The sequence below is a fragment of the Ralstonia sp. RRA genome (assembly GCF_037023145.1).
GTDB lineage: Bacteria > Pseudomonadota > Gammaproteobacteria > Burkholderiales > Burkholderiaceae > Ralstonia.
Genome location: NZ_CP146092.1, coordinates 1,039,335 through 1,055,911 on the forward strand (window position 1 = coordinate 1,039,335; position 16,577 = coordinate 1,055,911).

The 16,577-nt window shown below is 64.8% G+C and carries 15 protein-coding genes; 10 read left to right on the forward strand and 5 right to left on the reverse strand.

Annotation, left to right across the window (positions count from 1 at the left end; all coding sequences use genetic code 11):
• Window positions 1-80: 80 nt before the first annotated feature.
• Together V6657_RS22835 and V6657_RS22840 are read left to right on the forward strand one after the other, a co-directional pair.
• Window positions 81-638, forward strand: a complete 558-nt coding sequence (locus tag V6657_RS22835) for a hypothetical protein (protein ID WP_248694635.1) — start codon at window positions 81-83, stop codon at window positions 636-638.
• Window positions 639-778: 140 nt separating this feature from the next.
• A complete protein-coding gene (locus V6657_RS22840; protein WP_048935787.1) occupies window positions 779-2,467 on the forward strand; it encodes an AMP-binding protein in 1,689 nt (562 codons plus the stop codon).
• 81 nt (window positions 2,468-2,548) lie between these two features.
• On the opposite strand, the gene V6657_RS22845 is transcribed toward V6657_RS22840, so the two are convergent.
• Window positions 2,549-2,890: a DUF1488 family protein gene (locus tag V6657_RS22845; RefSeq protein ID WP_031328709.1), complete on the reverse strand. Its 342-nt coding sequence runs from the start codon at window positions 2,888-2,890 to the stop codon at window positions 2,549-2,551.
• Between the two features lie 898 nt (window positions 2,891-3,788).
• Between V6657_RS22845 and V6657_RS22850 the strand changes: the two genes are divergently transcribed.
• From V6657_RS22850 to V6657_RS22860, 3 genes are all read left to right on the forward strand, one after another.
• Window positions 3,789-4,865: a hypothetical protein gene (locus tag V6657_RS22850; protein ID WP_048935788.1), complete on the forward strand. Its 1,077-nt coding sequence runs from the start codon at window positions 3,789-3,791 to the stop codon at window positions 4,863-4,865.
• Window positions 4,866-4,975: 110 nt separating this feature from the next.
• Window positions 4,976-6,565 carry a S53 family peptidase gene (locus V6657_RS22855; RefSeq protein ID WP_048935789.1) on the forward strand — a complete coding sequence of 530 codons (1,590 nt, stop codon included), beginning with the start codon at window positions 4,976-4,978 and terminating at the stop codon, window positions 6,563-6,565.
• The gene (locus tag V6657_RS22860) at window positions 6,510-8,186 is read left to right on the forward strand and encodes a peptidase S1 (protein ID WP_082170307.1); all 1,677 of its coding nucleotides are present in this window, start codon (window positions 6,510-6,512) and stop codon (window positions 8,184-8,186) included. The genes V6657_RS22855 and V6657_RS22860 overlap by 56 nt, the downstream gene beginning before the upstream one ends.
• Window positions 8,187-8,237: 51 nt before the next feature.
• Here V6657_RS22860 and V6657_RS22865 read toward each other — a convergent pair whose 3' ends face one another.
• Window positions 8,238-8,366 (reverse strand): hypothetical protein, encoded by a 129-nt coding sequence (locus V6657_RS22865; RefSeq protein ID WP_048935790.1) that lies wholly within the window; start codon window positions 8,364-8,366, stop codon window positions 8,238-8,240.
• A 456-nt stretch (window positions 8,367-8,822) separates the two neighbouring features.
• Between V6657_RS22865 and V6657_RS22870 the strand changes: the two genes are divergently transcribed.
• The gene (locus tag V6657_RS22870; protein WP_171017926.1) at window positions 8,823-8,969 is read left to right on the forward strand and encodes a hypothetical protein; all 147 of its coding nucleotides are present in this window, start codon (window positions 8,823-8,825) and stop codon (window positions 8,967-8,969) included.
• Window positions 8,970-9,090: 121 nt separating this feature from the next.
• On the opposite strand, the gene V6657_RS22875 is transcribed toward V6657_RS22870, so the two are convergent.
• Entirely contained in the window at window positions 9,091-9,717 is a 627-nt protein-coding gene (locus V6657_RS22875) for an FMN-dependent NADH-azoreductase (RefSeq protein WP_048935791.1), read from the reverse strand.
• A gap of 127 nt (window positions 9,718-9,844) precedes the next feature.
• Here V6657_RS22875 and V6657_RS22880 point away from each other — a divergent pair, with 127 nt between their 5' ends.
• Window positions 9,845-10,795 (forward strand): LysR family transcriptional regulator, encoded by a 951-nt coding sequence (locus V6657_RS22880; protein WP_048935792.1) that lies wholly within the window; start codon window positions 9,845-9,847, stop codon window positions 10,793-10,795.
• Between the two features lie 89 nt (window positions 10,796-10,884).
• Window positions 10,885-12,459 (forward strand): MDR family MFS transporter, encoded by a 1,575-nt coding sequence (locus tag V6657_RS22885; RefSeq protein WP_048935793.1) that lies wholly within the window; start codon window positions 10,885-10,887, stop codon window positions 12,457-12,459.
• A gap of 3 nt (window positions 12,460-12,462) precedes the next feature.
• Here V6657_RS22885 and V6657_RS22890 read toward each other — a convergent pair whose 3' ends face one another.
• Window positions 12,463-13,359 (reverse strand): oxygenase MpaB family protein, encoded by an 897-nt coding sequence (locus tag V6657_RS22890; RefSeq protein ID WP_048935794.1) that lies wholly within the window; start codon window positions 13,357-13,359, stop codon window positions 12,463-12,465.
• A gap of 174 nt (window positions 13,360-13,533) precedes the next feature.
• Between V6657_RS22890 and V6657_RS22895 the strand changes: the two genes are divergently transcribed.
• Window positions 13,534-14,454, forward strand: a complete 921-nt coding sequence (locus V6657_RS22895; protein WP_048935795.1) for a hypothetical protein — start codon at window positions 13,534-13,536, stop codon at window positions 14,452-14,454.
• Window positions 14,455-14,486: 32 nt separating this feature from the next.
• Here V6657_RS22895 and V6657_RS22900 read toward each other — a convergent pair whose 3' ends face one another.
• The gene (locus tag V6657_RS22900; RefSeq protein ID WP_048935796.1) at window positions 14,487-14,918 is read right to left on the reverse strand and encodes a PGDYG domain-containing protein; all 432 of its coding nucleotides are present in this window, start codon (window positions 14,916-14,918) and stop codon (window positions 14,487-14,489) included.
• A 215-nt stretch (window positions 14,919-15,133) separates the two neighbouring features.
• On the opposite strand from V6657_RS22900, the gene V6657_RS22905 reads away from it, so the two are divergent.
• Window positions 15,134-16,564 carry a membrane dipeptidase gene (locus V6657_RS22905; RefSeq protein WP_082170308.1) on the forward strand — a complete coding sequence of 477 codons (1,431 nt, stop codon included), beginning with the start codon at window positions 15,134-15,136 and terminating at the stop codon, window positions 16,562-16,564.
• The last annotated feature ends 13 nt before the right edge of the window (window positions 16,565-16,577 follow it).

The following is a 16,577-nucleotide window of genomic DNA, read 5'->3' on the forward strand; positions in this document are numbered from 1 at the left end:
CCGTCATTCGGAGGAGGCGCGCTGTTTGAACTCGCGCGGCCGAAAACCCGTCGGTACACTGCAAAACAGTTGCGAGACGCATGGAAGACGTGCGGCACCGCACCAACCTTCCGCTCATGGAGCACATCATGGCCTCTGCCGGTGTTCCCCCGATTGGCCTGCTGCACGCCGCGCGTGCACTGCGTATCTATCGGCGTCACGAGATCAACGCGCTGGCGTGGATTGCGCTGGGCGTGTGCCTGCGCAGCCCGGCGCCAATGGCGGCGCTGAGCGTCGCGCTGCTGATCGTCTGCGCATGGACATTGACGCGGCATATCCAGCATCTCAAGCCCCTGTATGAACTGCCGGTGTTCAGCCGCGTGCTGACACACGGCGGCATGGCGTTCGCCGCCATCAACGCCGCGCTGCTGGCGGTGGAGCTGGCAACAGGCGCCGGGCGCGGTGCGTGGTTCGACGCCGATGGCTGGCTGGAACCCGCCTGGCCACAGATTCTGCCGGGCATGTCGGGCACGATCGAACTGATGCTGGTCTGCGCACAATGGGCCGCCGTACTGGGTGCGGTGGCTGCGGCCACTGCCTGGGCATGGCTGAGTCTGGGTGGTGGCCGTTTTCTGCGTTTTCCGCCGCGCTCGCAATGAGCCGATGAGCATGCGGCCCGGGTGTTCCCGGGCTGGTCTGGCGGAGGGTTTCCTTCTATAAGTTGGTGTGGCAGTTGTTGGTGCGTTGTCAGAGCGCCCGGACGAGGCGCGCGCGTGCAATCCAATTACAGGAGACTGGCATGACCTCGCTGGATGCATTCCTGCGGTGCCGCGATTTTCTGCTCGCGCACCGTGAGGACTACGACACCGCCGTGCGCGATTTCACATGGCCCGCGCTGGATCGCTTCAACTGGGCGCTCGATTATTTCGACACCATGGCCCGCGGCAACGATGCCGTCGCCCTCTGGGTGCACGACGATCAGGGCAACGAAACACGCCTGTCGTTTGCGCAGATGGCCGAGCGTTCCGCCCGTGCGGCCAACCACTTGCGCGCGCTGGGCGTGCAGCGCGGGGATCGCATCCTGCTCATGCTCGGCAACGTACCCGCACTGTGGGATGTGATGCTCGCCAGCATCAAGCTTGGTGCCGTCATCATTCCCGCCACCACGCTGCTGACAGCCGAAGACCTGCGCGAGCGCATTGCCATGGGCGATGTGCGGCACGTGATCGTGGGCGGGGCGGATTGTGCCAAGCTCGATGTCGTGTCGGGCACCTTTACGCGCATCGCAGCTGGCACAGACAAGGCGCCTGCCGGTTGGCACCGCTTTGAGGATGCGTACGGCGCCTCGCCCGAGTTCACGCCCGACGCGCCAACGCAGGCGAGCGATCCGCTGCTGCTGTATTTCACCTCCGGCACCACGTCCAAACCCAAGCTGGTGATGCACACGCACGCGAGCTATCCGGTGGGGCATCTTTCCACGCTGTATTGGATCGGCCTGCGTCCGGGCGATGTGCACTGGAATATCAGCTCACCCGGCTGGGCCAAGCATGCATGGAGCTGTTTCTTCGCGCCCTGGAATGCCGGCGCCACCGTGTTCGTCTACAACTACGCGCGCTTTGATTCCAAGGCTGCGCTCAACGTGCTGTGCCGCGCCAAGGTGACCACGCTGTGCGCGCCGCCCACCGTGTGGCGCATGCTGATCCAGGAGGACCTGGCCGCCTGGAAGCCTGCGTTGCGTGAACTCGTTGGCGCAGGCGAGCCACTCAATCCCGAGGTGATCGAACGTGTACGCGCGGCCTGGGGCATCACCATCCGTGATGGCTACGGCCAGACCGAAACCACCTGCCAGGTCGGCAACAGCCCAGGGCAGCCGGTCAAGCCGGGCTCGATGGGCCGGCCGCTGCCGGGCTATCAGATCACCTTGCGCGACCCTGACGGCAACGAAGCCAGCGAAGGAGAGATCTGCATCGAATTGAAATCACGCCCGCTGGCATTGATGGAAGGCTACGCCGGCAACGCCGAAAAAACGGCCGAGGCCATGCGCGACGGCGTGTATCACACCTCCGACATTGCCGCGCGTGATGCGAGCGGCTACCTCACCTACGTTGGCCGCGCCGACGACGTGTTCAAGGCATCGGACTACCGCGTGAGCCCGTTCGAGCTGGAAAGCGTGCTGATCGAGCACCCCGCCATCGCCGAGGCCGCAGTGGTGCCCAGCCCCGACCCCGTGCGTCTGGCCGTGCCGAAAGCCTTCCTGGTGCTGCGTGCAGGGCACGAACCTGGCCCCGAACTGGCGCGCGACATCCTGCGCTTCTGCCAAAGCCGGCTGGCTTCTTACAAGCGCGTGCGGCGCATCGAGTTTGCCGAGCTGCCTAAAACCATCTCCGGCAAAATCCGGCGCGTCGAATTACGCCTGCGCGAAGCCGCTCGCCCTGAAACAGGCCGCAACCCCCAGGAATACTGGGAAGACGATTTTCCAGCGGATTGACACCGATACCGACGCCCACCCGGTGCAGACGAGCATGCAGCCCCCCGAGGCCGCATGCTTGGTACTGCGTGAGACGGGTGTCTAGCGCGACGAGCGCGGGACCAAACGCAGCTGACGTGCGCGATCCAGGTCGTACGCCGGTACGCCACCGTGCGGCAGTGATGCACGCGAGGCCGCCAGATCACGGCCGCGCACGATCACCGGGGCAAGCGCGCCCGCACGGATCAAGTCCGATGCGGCCTGCTCGATCCAGTCGCGGTAGCTGCGATAGACGTCTTCGGCGGTGGCTTTTTGATGCGCGCAGTCGCACAACGACAGGGCCTCGGACGTGACAAAACAGCTCACGACCTTGCCGTCGACGATGGCTTGGAAGAACAGGTCTCCCACAGACCTGAAAGTCTTGCCGGTGAACGAGATGTTCATGATGCTCCCCCCAATGATCAAGCACGCTGTTTGGGCGGCGTGCCCCACATGCCGCTTTCGCGGCGCATTGATCACATGCGGGAGCGTGGTTTCCGAAAGGAGGGAAGACGCTGCTCCAGATACAAGTGCCATCCGGATGCAATTGACCCAATGAAGCGGGTCAGACTATCCCTCGGTGCCGTTATACGGTCTGTCAATTCGGTGTTGACTACGGTTTTGCTCTCGCGCTGCGACCTTCCCCGTACAAATCTTCTTCAATATTGTTTTGGTCACCACAGTCGGTGCAGCAGCACACGGCCGATACCGATTGCGATGGAAATCACCAGCAGCCAGAGCAAAACAACCGGAATACGTGTCGGCGGAAGGCGCGACGTTTGAAACAAGCGTCGTCGCGTTGGAATGACCTGCACGATCACTTGTGAACCGGCAGTGTGACGTTCCCACCCCAAGCGGGTTGATAGTCCCGCGCTTCCCCGTCTCATCGTTCCCATGGCTTGCTCCCGACAGCCTTATCTTTCCTGCGAATTTAGTTTTATTTAATTCTCCTTTTCCTGGGTTGCATTCTAGGACACTCTACGCGGAGCGCTAGTGCGCCTTGGCATGATTTCTCTACTCCATTTGGCTCACGTCTGTGCGATCTAAGACATATTGGGGGAGGGAATATGAAAGGGTTTTCCATAGCCCCAAACACGATTAAATCAGCGCGCAAACGCTTACGCTTCAAACGTGCTTAAGAAAAACCAAACAATCATCTCGCAAGGTGGGGCAACTAGAGTCGCGCCCTTTCCCAACGCTCGGATGTTGCAGTGCGATGTCAACGTCACGAGGTGGGAAATGCCACCAACACGCGGTAGAGTGCTGGCGGCTACAAAACACCATAAAAAGCAGGAAACCACACATGACGGAAGCAAAACGCGCCCGGAAGCCTCGGGCGCTGGCAGGGTTTGGCCGCTGTTCGGCCGCCGTGCTGGCCGCCGTGGGGGCGGTCGGGTGCATTGGGATGGCCGGGGCGGTACATGCGCAGGAGCCGAGTCTGGCAACGCGCCGGGCCGCCGTTGGATCGACACTGGCGCACGCTGGTGATTGCCAGCGCCTGGGCGACTACTACTGGGAAATCGGCAATGCCAGCGGCGTGCTCATGCGCGGCCAGCAGGGCCAGCGCATTGGCGCCAACAAGACGGTGCGGCTTGGATCCGCCTCCAAGTGGGTGTTTGGCGCCTACGTGGTCGAGCGCACGCGCGGCAAGCTCACGCCGGCCGAGATCGACGCACTCACCATGCGCTCGGGCTACGACGCGCTCAATCCGCTGCTCTGCAATCGCAACGACACGGTGCAAAGCTGCTTCCGCCGTGGGCGCAACGACGCGTTTACGCCGGGCCACGTCGGCCGGTTCAGCTACAACGGTGGCCATGACCAGAAGCTGCTGGTTGACCTCGGGTTGGGCAGCGCAGATGCGGCCACGCTCAGTGGCGAGCTGGATCGCGAACTTGGTCACACGCCCGGCATGCGGGATGCCGACAAGCCGCTCGGCATCAAGTACCTGGCACCGGAACCGTCCGGCGGCATGATCGCCACGCCTGCGGCGTACGGGCAGTTTCTGCGCCGGCTGATCCGGGGCGACTACCTGCTGGGCAAGATGCTCGGCCAGCACGCCGTGTGCACCGAGCCCGGCAGTTGCCCGACCGCAGTGAGCACACCCGCCGCACTGCCGTGGCACTACGCGCTCAACTACTGGATCGAAGACCAGCCCGGCGGCGATCGTGCATTCAGCTCGCCCGGAGCGTTCGGCTTCTATCCGTGGGTGACCGCGGACAAGCGCTACTACGGCATGATCGTGCGCGAGACGCTCGCCCCGCGTGCCTACGCACGCAGCGCGGCATGCGGCGCGCTAATCCGCAAGGCGTTTGCCGAGGGGCGCGCACAGCAATCCCCCGCTGAGAACGAGCAAGCCGGCAGCGCCGACGCCGGCGACTGATCAGCCGGGCAGACCATCGCCTACCTTGTCTGAGGGTGGCCTGACGTTCGTCCGACATGCCGGCACGCCGATTGCGACGCACAGGCCACCTTCACACATGGAGATGGCGTATGGTCCGGCACCCTCTGCACGGCAGCGAACGCACGATTCCCGAAGACGCGCGCATCCTCGGTGATGCGCACCCGGCGGAGCAGCTCCAGGTGTTGGTGCAGCTTCGCCGGTCCAACGAGGCCGCGCTCGACGCGCGCCTGTCCGGGTTCGCCCAACCCCATGCTGCGGGCACGCCGCCACCCGCACCGCTGACACGCGAAGAGTGGGCTGCACAGTTTGGTGCCAGCGCAGCCGACATCGAGGCCGTGCGCGCTTTTGCACACGAGCATGGCTTGCAGGTGGCGGAGGTGAATGACGCTGCTGCCACGGTCACGCTCGAGGGTTCGGTCGAGCAGTTCTGCCGCGCGTTCGATACACATCTGCACCGCGTCGCGCATGGCGATTGCGAATACCGTGGCCGTTCCGGCCCGCTGCGCCTGCCGGAGAACCTGATCGACGTGGTGGTGGCAGTGCTTGGGCTCGACTCGCGCCCGCAGGCGCAGCCGCATTTCCGATTCATCCCGCTGCCGACGGCGCCCGTATCGTTGCGGCCGTTGCGTGCAGCGCCAGCAGCGTCGTACACGCCGGTGCAGCTTGCACAGCTCTATCGCTTTCCGCCAAGCGACGGCGCGGGCCAGTGCATCGCCCTGATTGAGCTGGGTGGCGGTTATCGGGATGACGACCTGCGTGCGTACTTTCAGGCGCTTGGCGTGCCCAGCCCCAAGGTGGTGGATGTGCCGGTCGGGCAGGGCGCCAATCGCCCGACGGGAGACCCCAGCGGCCCCGATGGCGAGGTGATGCTCGATCTGGAGGTGGCGGGTGCTGCCGCGCCGGGTGCGACGTTGGCCGTCTACTTTGCCGGCAATACCGACGCGGGTTTCGTGCAGGCCATCAACGCGGCCATCCACGACACCACGCTGCGGCCATCGGTCATTTCCATCAGTTGGGGCGCGCCGGAAAACCACTGGACACCACAAGCCATGCAGGCCGTGAACGCGGCATTGCAGAGCGCTGCAACGATGGGGGTGACGGTCTGCGCCGCGTCGGGCGACAACGGCTCAAGCGACGGTCAGTCCGACAGCGCAGACCACGTCGACTTTCCTGCGTCCAGCCCGTACGCATTGGCGTGTGGCGGCACCAGCCTGCGCGCCAATGGCAACCGCATCGCTGAAGAAACCGTCTGGAACGATGGCACACAAGGTGGCGCGGGCGGTGGTGGCGTGAGCACGGTATTCACGCTGCCCACGTGGCAGGAGGGGCTGGCTGCGCAGGAGACCAACGGCGCCAGCGTGCCATTGGCGCGGCGCGGCGTGCCTGATGTCTCGGCCGATGCCGACCCACTGACTGGCTACGTGGTGCGCGTGGACGGAGAAACCGGCGTGGTGGGCGGCACCAGCGCCGCCGCACCGCTGTGGGCCGCGCTCATTGCGCGCATCAACGCCATCAAGGGCACGCCGGTGGGCTATCTGCACGCACGTCTGTATCAGCATCCCGACGCTTTCAATGACATCCAGCAGGGCAACAACGGCACGTTTGCCGCCGGCCCCGGTTGGGATGCCTGCACCGGCCTGGGTAGCCCCAAGGGCGACGCGATCGCCAATCTCTTCTAGCGCATCCAGCGTATTCAGTAGCGAGGCACGCATGACCACCACCGACCAGCCGTTCTTCGACCCCACCGCCTACGGCAACGGCCCCGACGACAACGTCACCGATACCAGCGAGGGCATGGCGATCACGCACCATACCGTGCGCGTTGGCGGGCGCGACATTGCCTATACCGCACGCGCTGGCCATCTGGTGACGGTGGATGCGAGCAGTTCGCAGCCGGCGGCCAAGATCTTTCACGTGGCCTTTACGGCGGATGGGCCCGAGGCGTCGGCCAGCGGCAAGGATGCGCGGCCGGTCACCTTCTTCTACAACGGCGGGCCGGGGTCTTCGGCGGTGTTTGTGCTGCTGGGGTCGTTTGCGCCACGGCGCATCGTGACGGCGATGCCATCGTTCACGCCGCCCCCGCCTTACCGCATGGAAGACAACCCTGACAGCCTGCTTGACCGTTCGGATCTCGTCTTCATCAATCCGGTTGGCACCGGGTATTCAGCGGCCATCGCACCCAAGCGCAATCTCGACTTCTGGGGCGTGGATCAGGACGCGCGCAGCATCGCGCAGTTCATCAAGCGCTGGCTGACGGCGAATGATCGTTGGAACTCGCCCAAATTCCTGTTTGGCGAGTCGTATGGTACGGCGCGTTCATGCGTGTTGTCGTACGTGCTGCACGAGGATGGCATCGACCTGAATGGCATCACGCTGCAGTCGTCGATTCTTGACTACACCAAGGCCGGCAACCCGGTGGGGCTGCTGCCGACGTGTGCGGCCGATGCGTGGTTCCACAAGCGGGCGACGTCGCCGGGCGGCGGGCAACTGCCGGCGGATGTCGGTGACTTTGCGGAAGCGGCCGCCGTGTTTGCCAGCACCGACTACGAGAAGGCGCTGGCCGATCCCGCGCATGCGGACCCAGCGGTGGTGAAAACGCTCTCGGCGTATACCGGCATCGATGCGGCCACGCTGCAGGGCTGGCGGCTGGACGTGGCGGCAACGGACGGTGCGGGCACCTCACTGTTCCTGACGACGCTGCTGGCCGACAAGGGCTTGTCGCTGGGCGCTTACGATGGCCGCGTGACTGGCATCCATACCGGCATTGCCGCCAGCATCGACCCGAATTCCGGCGGCAATGACCCGACCATGACAGCCGTGTCCGGCGTCTACACCACCATGTGGAACACCTACCTGAACGACGAGTTGAAGTTCACCTCCAACTCCGCCTTTACGGATCTGAACGACCAGGCCTTCCGCCACTGGGATTTCCGCCACACCGACCCGACCGGTAGGCAGAAGGGCCTCGATGCCAATGGCAACGTCGCGCTCTACACGGCAGGCGACCTGGCCGCAACGATGAGCCTGAACGTGGATCTGAAAGTGCTTTCCGCCAACGGCTACTACGACTTCGTCACGCCGTTCTACCAGACCATGCTCGACTTGAAAGCCATGCCGCTGCTGGATGCGGACGTGCGCAAGAACCTCTCGGCAGGGTTCTATCCGTCAGGGCACATGGTGTACCTGGACGGCGGCTCGCGCACCGCATTGAAGGCCGACCTGGCCAAGCTGTACGACGCGGCAACAACCGATCACCACGCTGTGGCGCGCATCCGCCTGCTGCAGGCCCGCAAGGCCTGAGCGGGGGGATGCGTCAGCCGTACCCCCGCTTAACGGGATAGGCACAGCGGATCAATAGCCGCGGTAGTACGGGTGATAGTAGTGCGGGCCGTAATAGCCGCCCGCCGGCACGACCACGCAGGCACTCAGCGCGGATGCAGCAGCAGCGGCAAGAATCAGCAGGGCAATCGTGCGTTTCATGATGAGGCTCCGGGTGTGTTGTTGGACTTGGCCTCACTCTATGGAAATGCCTCGCAACCGCGCTTTACCGTTTGTAAGAAAAACTGTGATGTCCGGGCTGGCAATCGACGGCTTGGGCTGTCCTTGCCGCGCTCGTGCATTGGCCGGCGTAACTTGCCGTTACCTTTGCGAGCAGACCGTGGAGCCGTATGCGCTGGCAAGAAGCCGCGCCACGCCAGCGCGGGGCTGTCAGGGCCGAGCCATAATGTTCTACAAACTTATCGTCAATCTATTGACAGATCGCCGCGATAGGCAGGAAATACATCAAACAGCAAACGTTGGGCATTCAAGTCTGAAAGCCTGGCGCCGATAGCTGTTCATAGAGACGTGTCGGGGCGCCATGACGCCCTGCGGGGACTACGCGATGCGCGCCAACCTGACCGCGTGCGTCGGCAATATGTGTCGGGGGAACGCATCATGACGACTTTTCTGGAATCCACCATTGCTTGGGCCGTGCCGTGCCTGATCGCCACTGCGATTGTCGTGCCGGTGATCTTGCGCAAGCTGCGTGCGCGCCGTGTCCTGGAAGCCATCCATCAAGCGCGCGAACACCGCGACGAGTAAGCGGCTGGTCTTTCCGCATTCTGCTTGCCCATGCAAAACGGGCGCCGCATTGCTGCAGGCGCCCGTTTGGCGTTGCTCGAATCCTGGGCGACGCGCTCTGTGGCGTCGCGCTGGGTTGTGCTTAGGCCGCCACGGCCTGGTTCACCACATCGCGCATCGCGGTGTGCGCGGCTTCCATGGCTTGCGTACGGGCATCCGGACCCATGGCCAGGCCTTCAGCGCGCACGAATTGCACGTCGGTAATGCCGAAGAAGCCGAACACCGCCTTCAGATAGGCTTCCTGGAAGTCCAGGCCAGCGGCCGGGCCCGTTGAATACACACCGCCGCGCGTCGACGCAACGATCACCTTCTTGCCGCCGGCCAGGCCAGCCGGACCCTTTTCCGTGTACTTGAACGTACGGCCGGCTTGCGCCACGCGGTCAACCCAGGCCTTGAGCTGGCTCGGCACCGAGAAGTTGTACATCGGGGCGCCAACCACGATCACGTCGCTGGCGAGCAGTTCGTTGACCAGCGCTTCCGAGCGGGCGTGTTCAGCGCGGGTGGCGTCGTCAAAATCGTCGCTGCCGGTGGCACGGAAGCCTGCGGCAATGGCGCCGTCCAGGTGGGGGATGGCTTCTACGGCCAGGTCACGGCGGGCGATGATGGCGTCGGGGTTTTCACGGCGCAGTTCGTCGACGATGGCGGCGGTAAGGATGCGCGAGGCCGAGGCGTCGCCGAGGATGCTGGAATCGATGTGAAGGACTTGCATGGTGTCTCTCCAAGAAAAAGGTGGGTTGCTGTAAAGATAGTGCGGCGCACCAAGTTCCAGTAGTGGGTCGAATCGACACACATCGTTCTATGGGTGAGACAATGCACGTGGATCTCGGAGAACGGCCATGGAAGACCTGAACGACCTCGTCCTGTTTGCCAGCGTGGTGACACACGGCAGCTTTTCCAGCGCCGCGCGGGCGTTGGGGATTCCCAAGTCGCGCGTGAGCCGCCGCGTGGCGGATCTGGAGGCGCGGTTGGGCGTGCGGCTGCTGCAGCGTTCAACACGTGCCGTGCACGTCACTGATGTCGGCTCGGCGTTCTATGCGCATTGCGAGACCATGACCCAGGCCGCCCGCGCCGCGCTTGAAGTGGCTGAGCACGCTGGGGAGAAGCCCTCCGGCCGGTTGCGTGTGAGTTGCCCCGTGGGCGTGTCGAGCCTGTTCCTGGCGCCGGTGATTCCGAGATTCCTGCGCGCCCATCCGGACGTGCGCCTGGAGCTGGACGTGACCAACCGCCGGGTGGATGTGATTGGCGAGGGATACGACGTGGCATTGCGCGTGCGCTCGACGCTGGACGATTCCAACCTGATCGTGCGGACCTTTGGCGTGAGCGACCAGGTGCTGGTTGCCAGCCCGGAATTCGTGGCCGAGCACGGGCCGTTCGACACCCCGGAGTCACTGCACGGCGTGGCTGGGCTGTGGCTGGGGACCCTCAGCGGTGAACGTTCACGCTGGCGCCTGACCGCGCCGGACGGTGCGGCTGTCGAGATTGAATGCCAACCGGTGCTCGCCACGGACGACCTGCGCCTGCTCGGCCTGAGCGCCATCGGCGGCGTGGGGGTGGGGCGGCTGCCGTACAACGTGTGCGCTGAAGCGCTGCAAGAAGGCCGGCTCGTGCAATTGCTGGCCGACTACAAACTGCAAACGCATCAGTTTCATGCGGTGTTTCCGTCGCGGCGCGGGCTGGTGCCGGCGGTGCGCGCATTTATTGAGCTGCTGGCCGCAGAAATGCCCCCATTGACCGAGAAAGTGCTCACCCGCTGCTACGAGGACGACGACGTCAACCTCAATCGTTGACGCTGCAACGAATTCGGATCGGCAGTATCATCAGAAGCTTCGCTCCTGCCCTTGTGTGACGCCCGTCCAGGGTGCTCACACGCGTTTCCATGTCCTCCCGCCCGAACCTCGAACCGCCCACCCCCGATACCGTGCCGACGCCGCCGGCCGCCTCGCTCGACGCGCCGCCGGTGCCCGAGATTCCGGTGATGGTGGTGATGAGCGGCTTGATGCTTGCCATCCTGCTGGGCGCACTGGAGCAAACGATTGTCGCGGTGGCATTGCCCGTCATTGCCGGGGAGTTCAACGGTTTTACGCTGATGGCGTGGCTGGTGTCGGCCTACCTCGTGGCCTCCACCGTGGTTACGCCCATCTATGGAAAACTGAGTGACCTGTATGGCCGCCGCGCCATGCTGACGACGGCGATCGCACTGTTCGTGCTGGCGTCCGTGGCATGCGCGCTGGCGACCAGCATGCCGATGCTGCTGGTGGCGCGCGTGCTGCAGGGGTTGGGCGGTGGCGGGTTGATCTCGGTGGCGCAGGCCACCATTGCCGACGTGGTGCCGCTGCGCGAGCGTGGCCGCTACCAGGGCTACGTGAGCGGCATGTGGGCCATGGCCAGTCTGGCCGGCCCGGTGATCGGCGGTTATCTGACGCACTACCTGTCGTGGCGCTGGATCTTCTGGATCAACCTGCCGCTGGGTCTTGTCGCGCTGGTGGTGGTGCGCCGTGCACTGCGACACCTGCCGGTGGCGCATCAGCGTCGCCCGATCGACGTGCCGGGTGTCGTGCTGTTTGCCGTGGGGCTGACCGCGTTGCTGGTCATGATCACGCGCGTTGGCCAGGGCGTGCCGCTCGTGCAGCCCGACAACCTGGGCCTGCTGGTGGGGGCGGTGGTGGTGCTGGGCGCCTTCGTCTGGCAGGAAAACCGCGCGGCCGAGCCGATCATTCCGCTGTCGATGTTCCGGGTGCGTACGGTCACGATCTGCTGCCTGGCGCTGTTCCTGTGCTTCTTCCAGCTGATTGCCACCTCGGTACTGATGCCGCTGCGCTTTCAGATGGTGGCGGGTGCCAGCCCGGATGCTGCGGCACTGCGTCTGGTGCCGCTCACGCTGTCGATTCCGCTCGGGGCCTTCCTTGCCGGCAAGTGGATGACGCACAGCGGCCGCTACAAGCCATTGATGATCAGTGGTGCCTGCGTGGTGCCATTTGCGGTGGCGTCACTGGGCTTGCTGGATCCGCACAGCGTGTTGCCACTGACCTTGGCGATGATCGTGCTGGGCCTGGCGATTGGCGTGCAGTTCCCCACCGGCCTGGTCGCAACGCAGAACGCTGTCCCGCCAGAGACGGTCGGGTTGGCCACGGCGCTCACAGCGTTCTCGCGCCTGCTGGGCGGCGCGGTGGGCGTGGCAGTGCTGACGTCCGTATTGATCGCGCTGCTGCGTCAGGCCGCGCCCGAGGCGCAGGTGGCGGCCGGCGGAGATCTGCTGATGGACCTGTTCCACGCAGCGCTCGCCAGCAACAGTGCCAACGCGCAAGCCTTGCAACGCGAGGGCGAGACAGCGTTCCGCCATCTGTTCTTCTTTGCTGCGGCTGTGTCGGTCATTGCACCGCTGTTGCTCGTGCGGCTTGAGGAAAAGGCGTTGCGCGGCAAGGTGTCGGTCGCGCACGCCGTGGTGGATTGATCGCTACGAAACGCGCGGTGCGAGGGCCCGGCGGCGGGCTCGACGCGCGACGCTGCCGTCGTGCAATGCCCAGCGCAGCGTCGGCGCCACGGTGCGCATGGCGGCCGCGCTGAAGGCGGCGCGCAACGGCGGGCGCTCCAGTTGCAGCATCTGCGTGGCCCACGGCGGCAACAACTGGATGCCGGCGTCGAGAAAAATGCGCACCGCCGGTTGCAGCCCTGGCCGCGGTGCCTGCCATGTCATCAAGACTTCCACCACGGTGCGGGTGCGATCGCTCGCCACCAGTTCGGCGCGCATCGCGTTCAGGTAAGCCTGCACCGCCGCCCGCGATTTCGGCACGTCGGTGGCACCCAGCAGCTCGGCAATCAACGCGGTTTCTGCAAAGTAGCGGTCTTGGTTTGCACCGCTCAGGCTGCCATCCACATAGCGCAGATAGCCGGCCAGGAAGCTCGACATTTCGGCCACGTGCACCCAGGTGAGCAGATCCGGATCGTTGGCGGAATAGGGGCGCCCATCGGGGGCAATGCCCTGGATGCGGCCGTGGATGACCTTGACGTGTTCGATCAGCGTGAGCGCATCGTGCCGGCTGCCGTAGGTGGTGCCGGCCACGAATTGCGCGGTGCGGCCCAGGCGCCCCTGCAGGTCTTCACGGAAGTTGGAGTGGTCCCACACGCCGGCGAGTGCGCGCGGATGCAGCGCCTGTAGCAGCAAGGCACTGATGCCGCCCGCCATCATCGAGGGGAAGTCGGCATGGACTTGCCAGCAGACGGCATCGGGGCCGAACAAGCCAGGGTCGCCGGGGGGCGAGGCAATATCGAGCGTGAGGCCGCCGGTGGCGCGCGTCAGGCCACGGACCTGGTTGGCGATGCGTTCGCGCAGCGTTGCAAGCGGGGAGGGCATGGTGCCGAATGGGGCCGAACGGCGGGAGAAGTGGATGCCTTCATTTTACCGAGCCGACCACACCCGCTGTGATGACGGAACGCCGCATGACATGCCCGGTGGGTGTGGCGCGTTTGTTGCGCACACGCTGCGATAGCGCCTCCTAAAATGCACAAACCACCTCGAGAACACGCCATGCAACGCACCCCTTACCGAAACGCCGGCTGGTTGGCCGTCATCATCCTGATGCTCGGTGGCTTGTGCCTGGGCGTGAGTCCGGCAGCGCACGCAGAAAGCGCCCAGGCCCTGCACGACAAGTACCAGAGCCTTGCGCCGCAGTTGGCCGACAACGCATTCCACCGCCCGCTGGCGCTTGAATCCACCGAGACGCCAGACAGGCTCAAGAGCGACATCTACAGCGTGCTCGACTACCCGTTCGCCACCGTCAAGGGCGCGTTGGACGACCCGGAGCACGGCGCCGCCAATTGGTGCGACGTGCTGATCCTGCATCTGAACATCAAGTACTGCCACGCCACGCAGGGCGCCGGCGGCAGCGTGCTCGACGTGAACCTGGGCCGCAAGGTGGAGGAATCACTTTCCAGTAGCTACCGGCTTGAGTTCAGCTATCGCCCGGTTGTGAGCAACGCGGATTACTTTCGTGTCGAACTCAGCGCGGATTCCGGCCCGCTCAGCACCCGGGACTACCACATCATGCTGGAGGCCATTCCCGCCCCGGGCGTCGCCAATCACACCTTTCTGCATCTGACTTACGCCTACGGTTATGGTGCCGCCGGCCGACTGGCCATGCGCACGTACCTTGCCACCGTGGGCAGCGGCAAGGTTGGCTTTACCAAGGCAGCGGAATCCTCGGGTGCGGAGCCCGAATACGTGGGCGGTGTGCGCGGTCTGCTTGAGCGCAACACGATGCGCTATTACCTTGCCATCGACGCGTATCTGAAGGCGCTGTCTGCGCCGCCGGACAAGCGCTTGCAGCAGCGGCTCAACACATGGTTCAACGCCACGGAGCAATACCCGCGTCAGTTACACGAGCTGGATCGACAGGATTATCTGGAGATGAAGCACCACGAAGTCGAGCGCCAGCAGACCGCGCAGTAGTGGTGCGGGGTGCTGGCAGTGCGCACGGCGCTTCAGGCCGGGCGATACACCTTGGCGAAGCGCTGCGCTTGCACGACACCATAATCGCCGGGGGCGTATTGCAGGACCCAGTCTCCGGCTTGCCCGTGCAGTACGTCGCCCGCTTCGGAGCGTGCCATCGAGAAAGGCTCATGCATCTGCTTGGCGAGCACCACACTCGGGCGGTTGCGGTATGCGCCGGCTTGGCCATGCGTGAGCGATGTGTCTGCTGGCAGGTACTTGGCATCGAAACGCTCGCGCGAGACCACCCAGCGGTCACCCGTTGAACCGGTGATGAGTGCATCGCCGGGCGCATAGCGGTTGGGGCCTTCCAGGCTCATCAGCTCGCCAGGCTGCCTGGCGAAATCGACCTGGACGGTCTCGTCCTTGACGAAGGGGTGTGCGGCGGGGTCGGTACGCAGATCGACGTGTTGCAGGGTGGGCATGAAGCGGCAAGAGCGAGGTCAGGCGGAAGGCCGTAAGGGTAGCGCGAAACGCGCCAGTATTGCGGAGGCCCTACAGCGTAGTAGGGTGCCCGCTGCGATCCAGCTCGAACACCTTGTGGCGTGTCGCGGTGGCGCGTAACGCAGTGTAGGCAGACGCGGTGGCAGCCGGGTGAGATCGCACGGACAATACCGCTGCCCAACCACGCGGAGTACCTATGCCGATCGACTGGACCCTCATCGAGACACGCGGGGCGGATGCCTTGCATGACACCATCGTTGAGATTGACGGTTGGGCACTGCCGCTCGATGCGGCAGCGCAGTCGGCAAGCTACTTTCTGCTCTCGGCAGACGCGCCTTGCTGTGGTGGCTGCGTGCCGCGTAGCCCGGCGACGAGCATCGAGGTGTTTGCCGCGCAGCCGGTGCGCATGGATGATGACGCCGTTCGCCTGCGCGGCCGTCTGCTGCGCTTGCAGGACGATCCGGCGGGTTGGCGCTATCAACTGGTGGAAGCCGCACTGACTGCGGTTCAACCGTCGGCCCAGCCAGCACGCGTGAGTCGCCGCGTGTTTCTGGCCGCCGGCGCCGCGTTGGGGCTGGCGGCCTGCGCGCCCGGCCGCTTTGCCAACTACACCGAAGGCGATGCCGGCGCGGACACCACTTGGACGTCACCACCAGGCGCACTCACCATCGACATCCACAGCCACGCCGGCCGCGTGATCGTCTCGCGCGATCCCAAGATCGGTGCTAACCGGCCGTTTCTGCCGGTGGCTGAGCCGATGCGCACCGGCGGCATGAACGTCATCTGCCTGGCCATCGTCACCGATACCACTGCCGTGCACGTGGCGGCCAGCGGCAACCGCTTCGAGGCCTTCCGTACGCCGGAGCCAGGCGAGTTGTACCAGCTCGGCCTGACCGAGTTTGCGCGTGCCCAGCGCTTGATCGACAAAGAGCAACTGCACGTGGTGACGGATGCCGCATCGCTGGCGGCCATGGGCACGCAGGGCCCGAGCGTCATCATCGCGTCAGAAGGGGCGGACTTTCTGGAGGGCCGCATCGAGCGTGTGGACGAGGCCTACACGCAGCATCGTCTGCGGCTTCTGCAGCTTACGCACTACCGCGTGAACGAGCTAGGCGACATCCAGACCGAGCCGCCTGTGCATGGCGGCCTGACAGACTTTGGTGCTGAAGTGGTGCGACGCTGCAACACGCTGGGCATCGTCGTGGACGTGGCGCACGGCACGTATGACCTCGTCAAGCGGGCAGCGGCGATCACCACCAAACCACTGGTGCTGTCACATACGGCGCTCTCCGGATCGCCCAGGGCGCGCAGCCGGTTGATTTCAGCAGACCACGCGCGCGCGGTGGCGGACACGGGCGGTGTGATCGGCGTATGGCCCAATGCGGCAGATTTCCCCAGCATCGATGCCATGGCACTGGGCATCAAGCGCATGGCCGATGTGGTGGGCGTGGCGCATGTGGGGCTGGGTACCGACATGCTGGGCTTCATCAAGCCGCCGGTGTTCACCAGCTACAAGCAGTTGCCCGCGCTGGCCGCTGCGTTGCTGCAGACAGGGTTCACGCAGGCAGAGGTGGGGCAGATTCTTGGTGGCAACTACCGGCGCGTGTTTGAGGCGACGGTCGGTTGATCGCGGCCCGCAA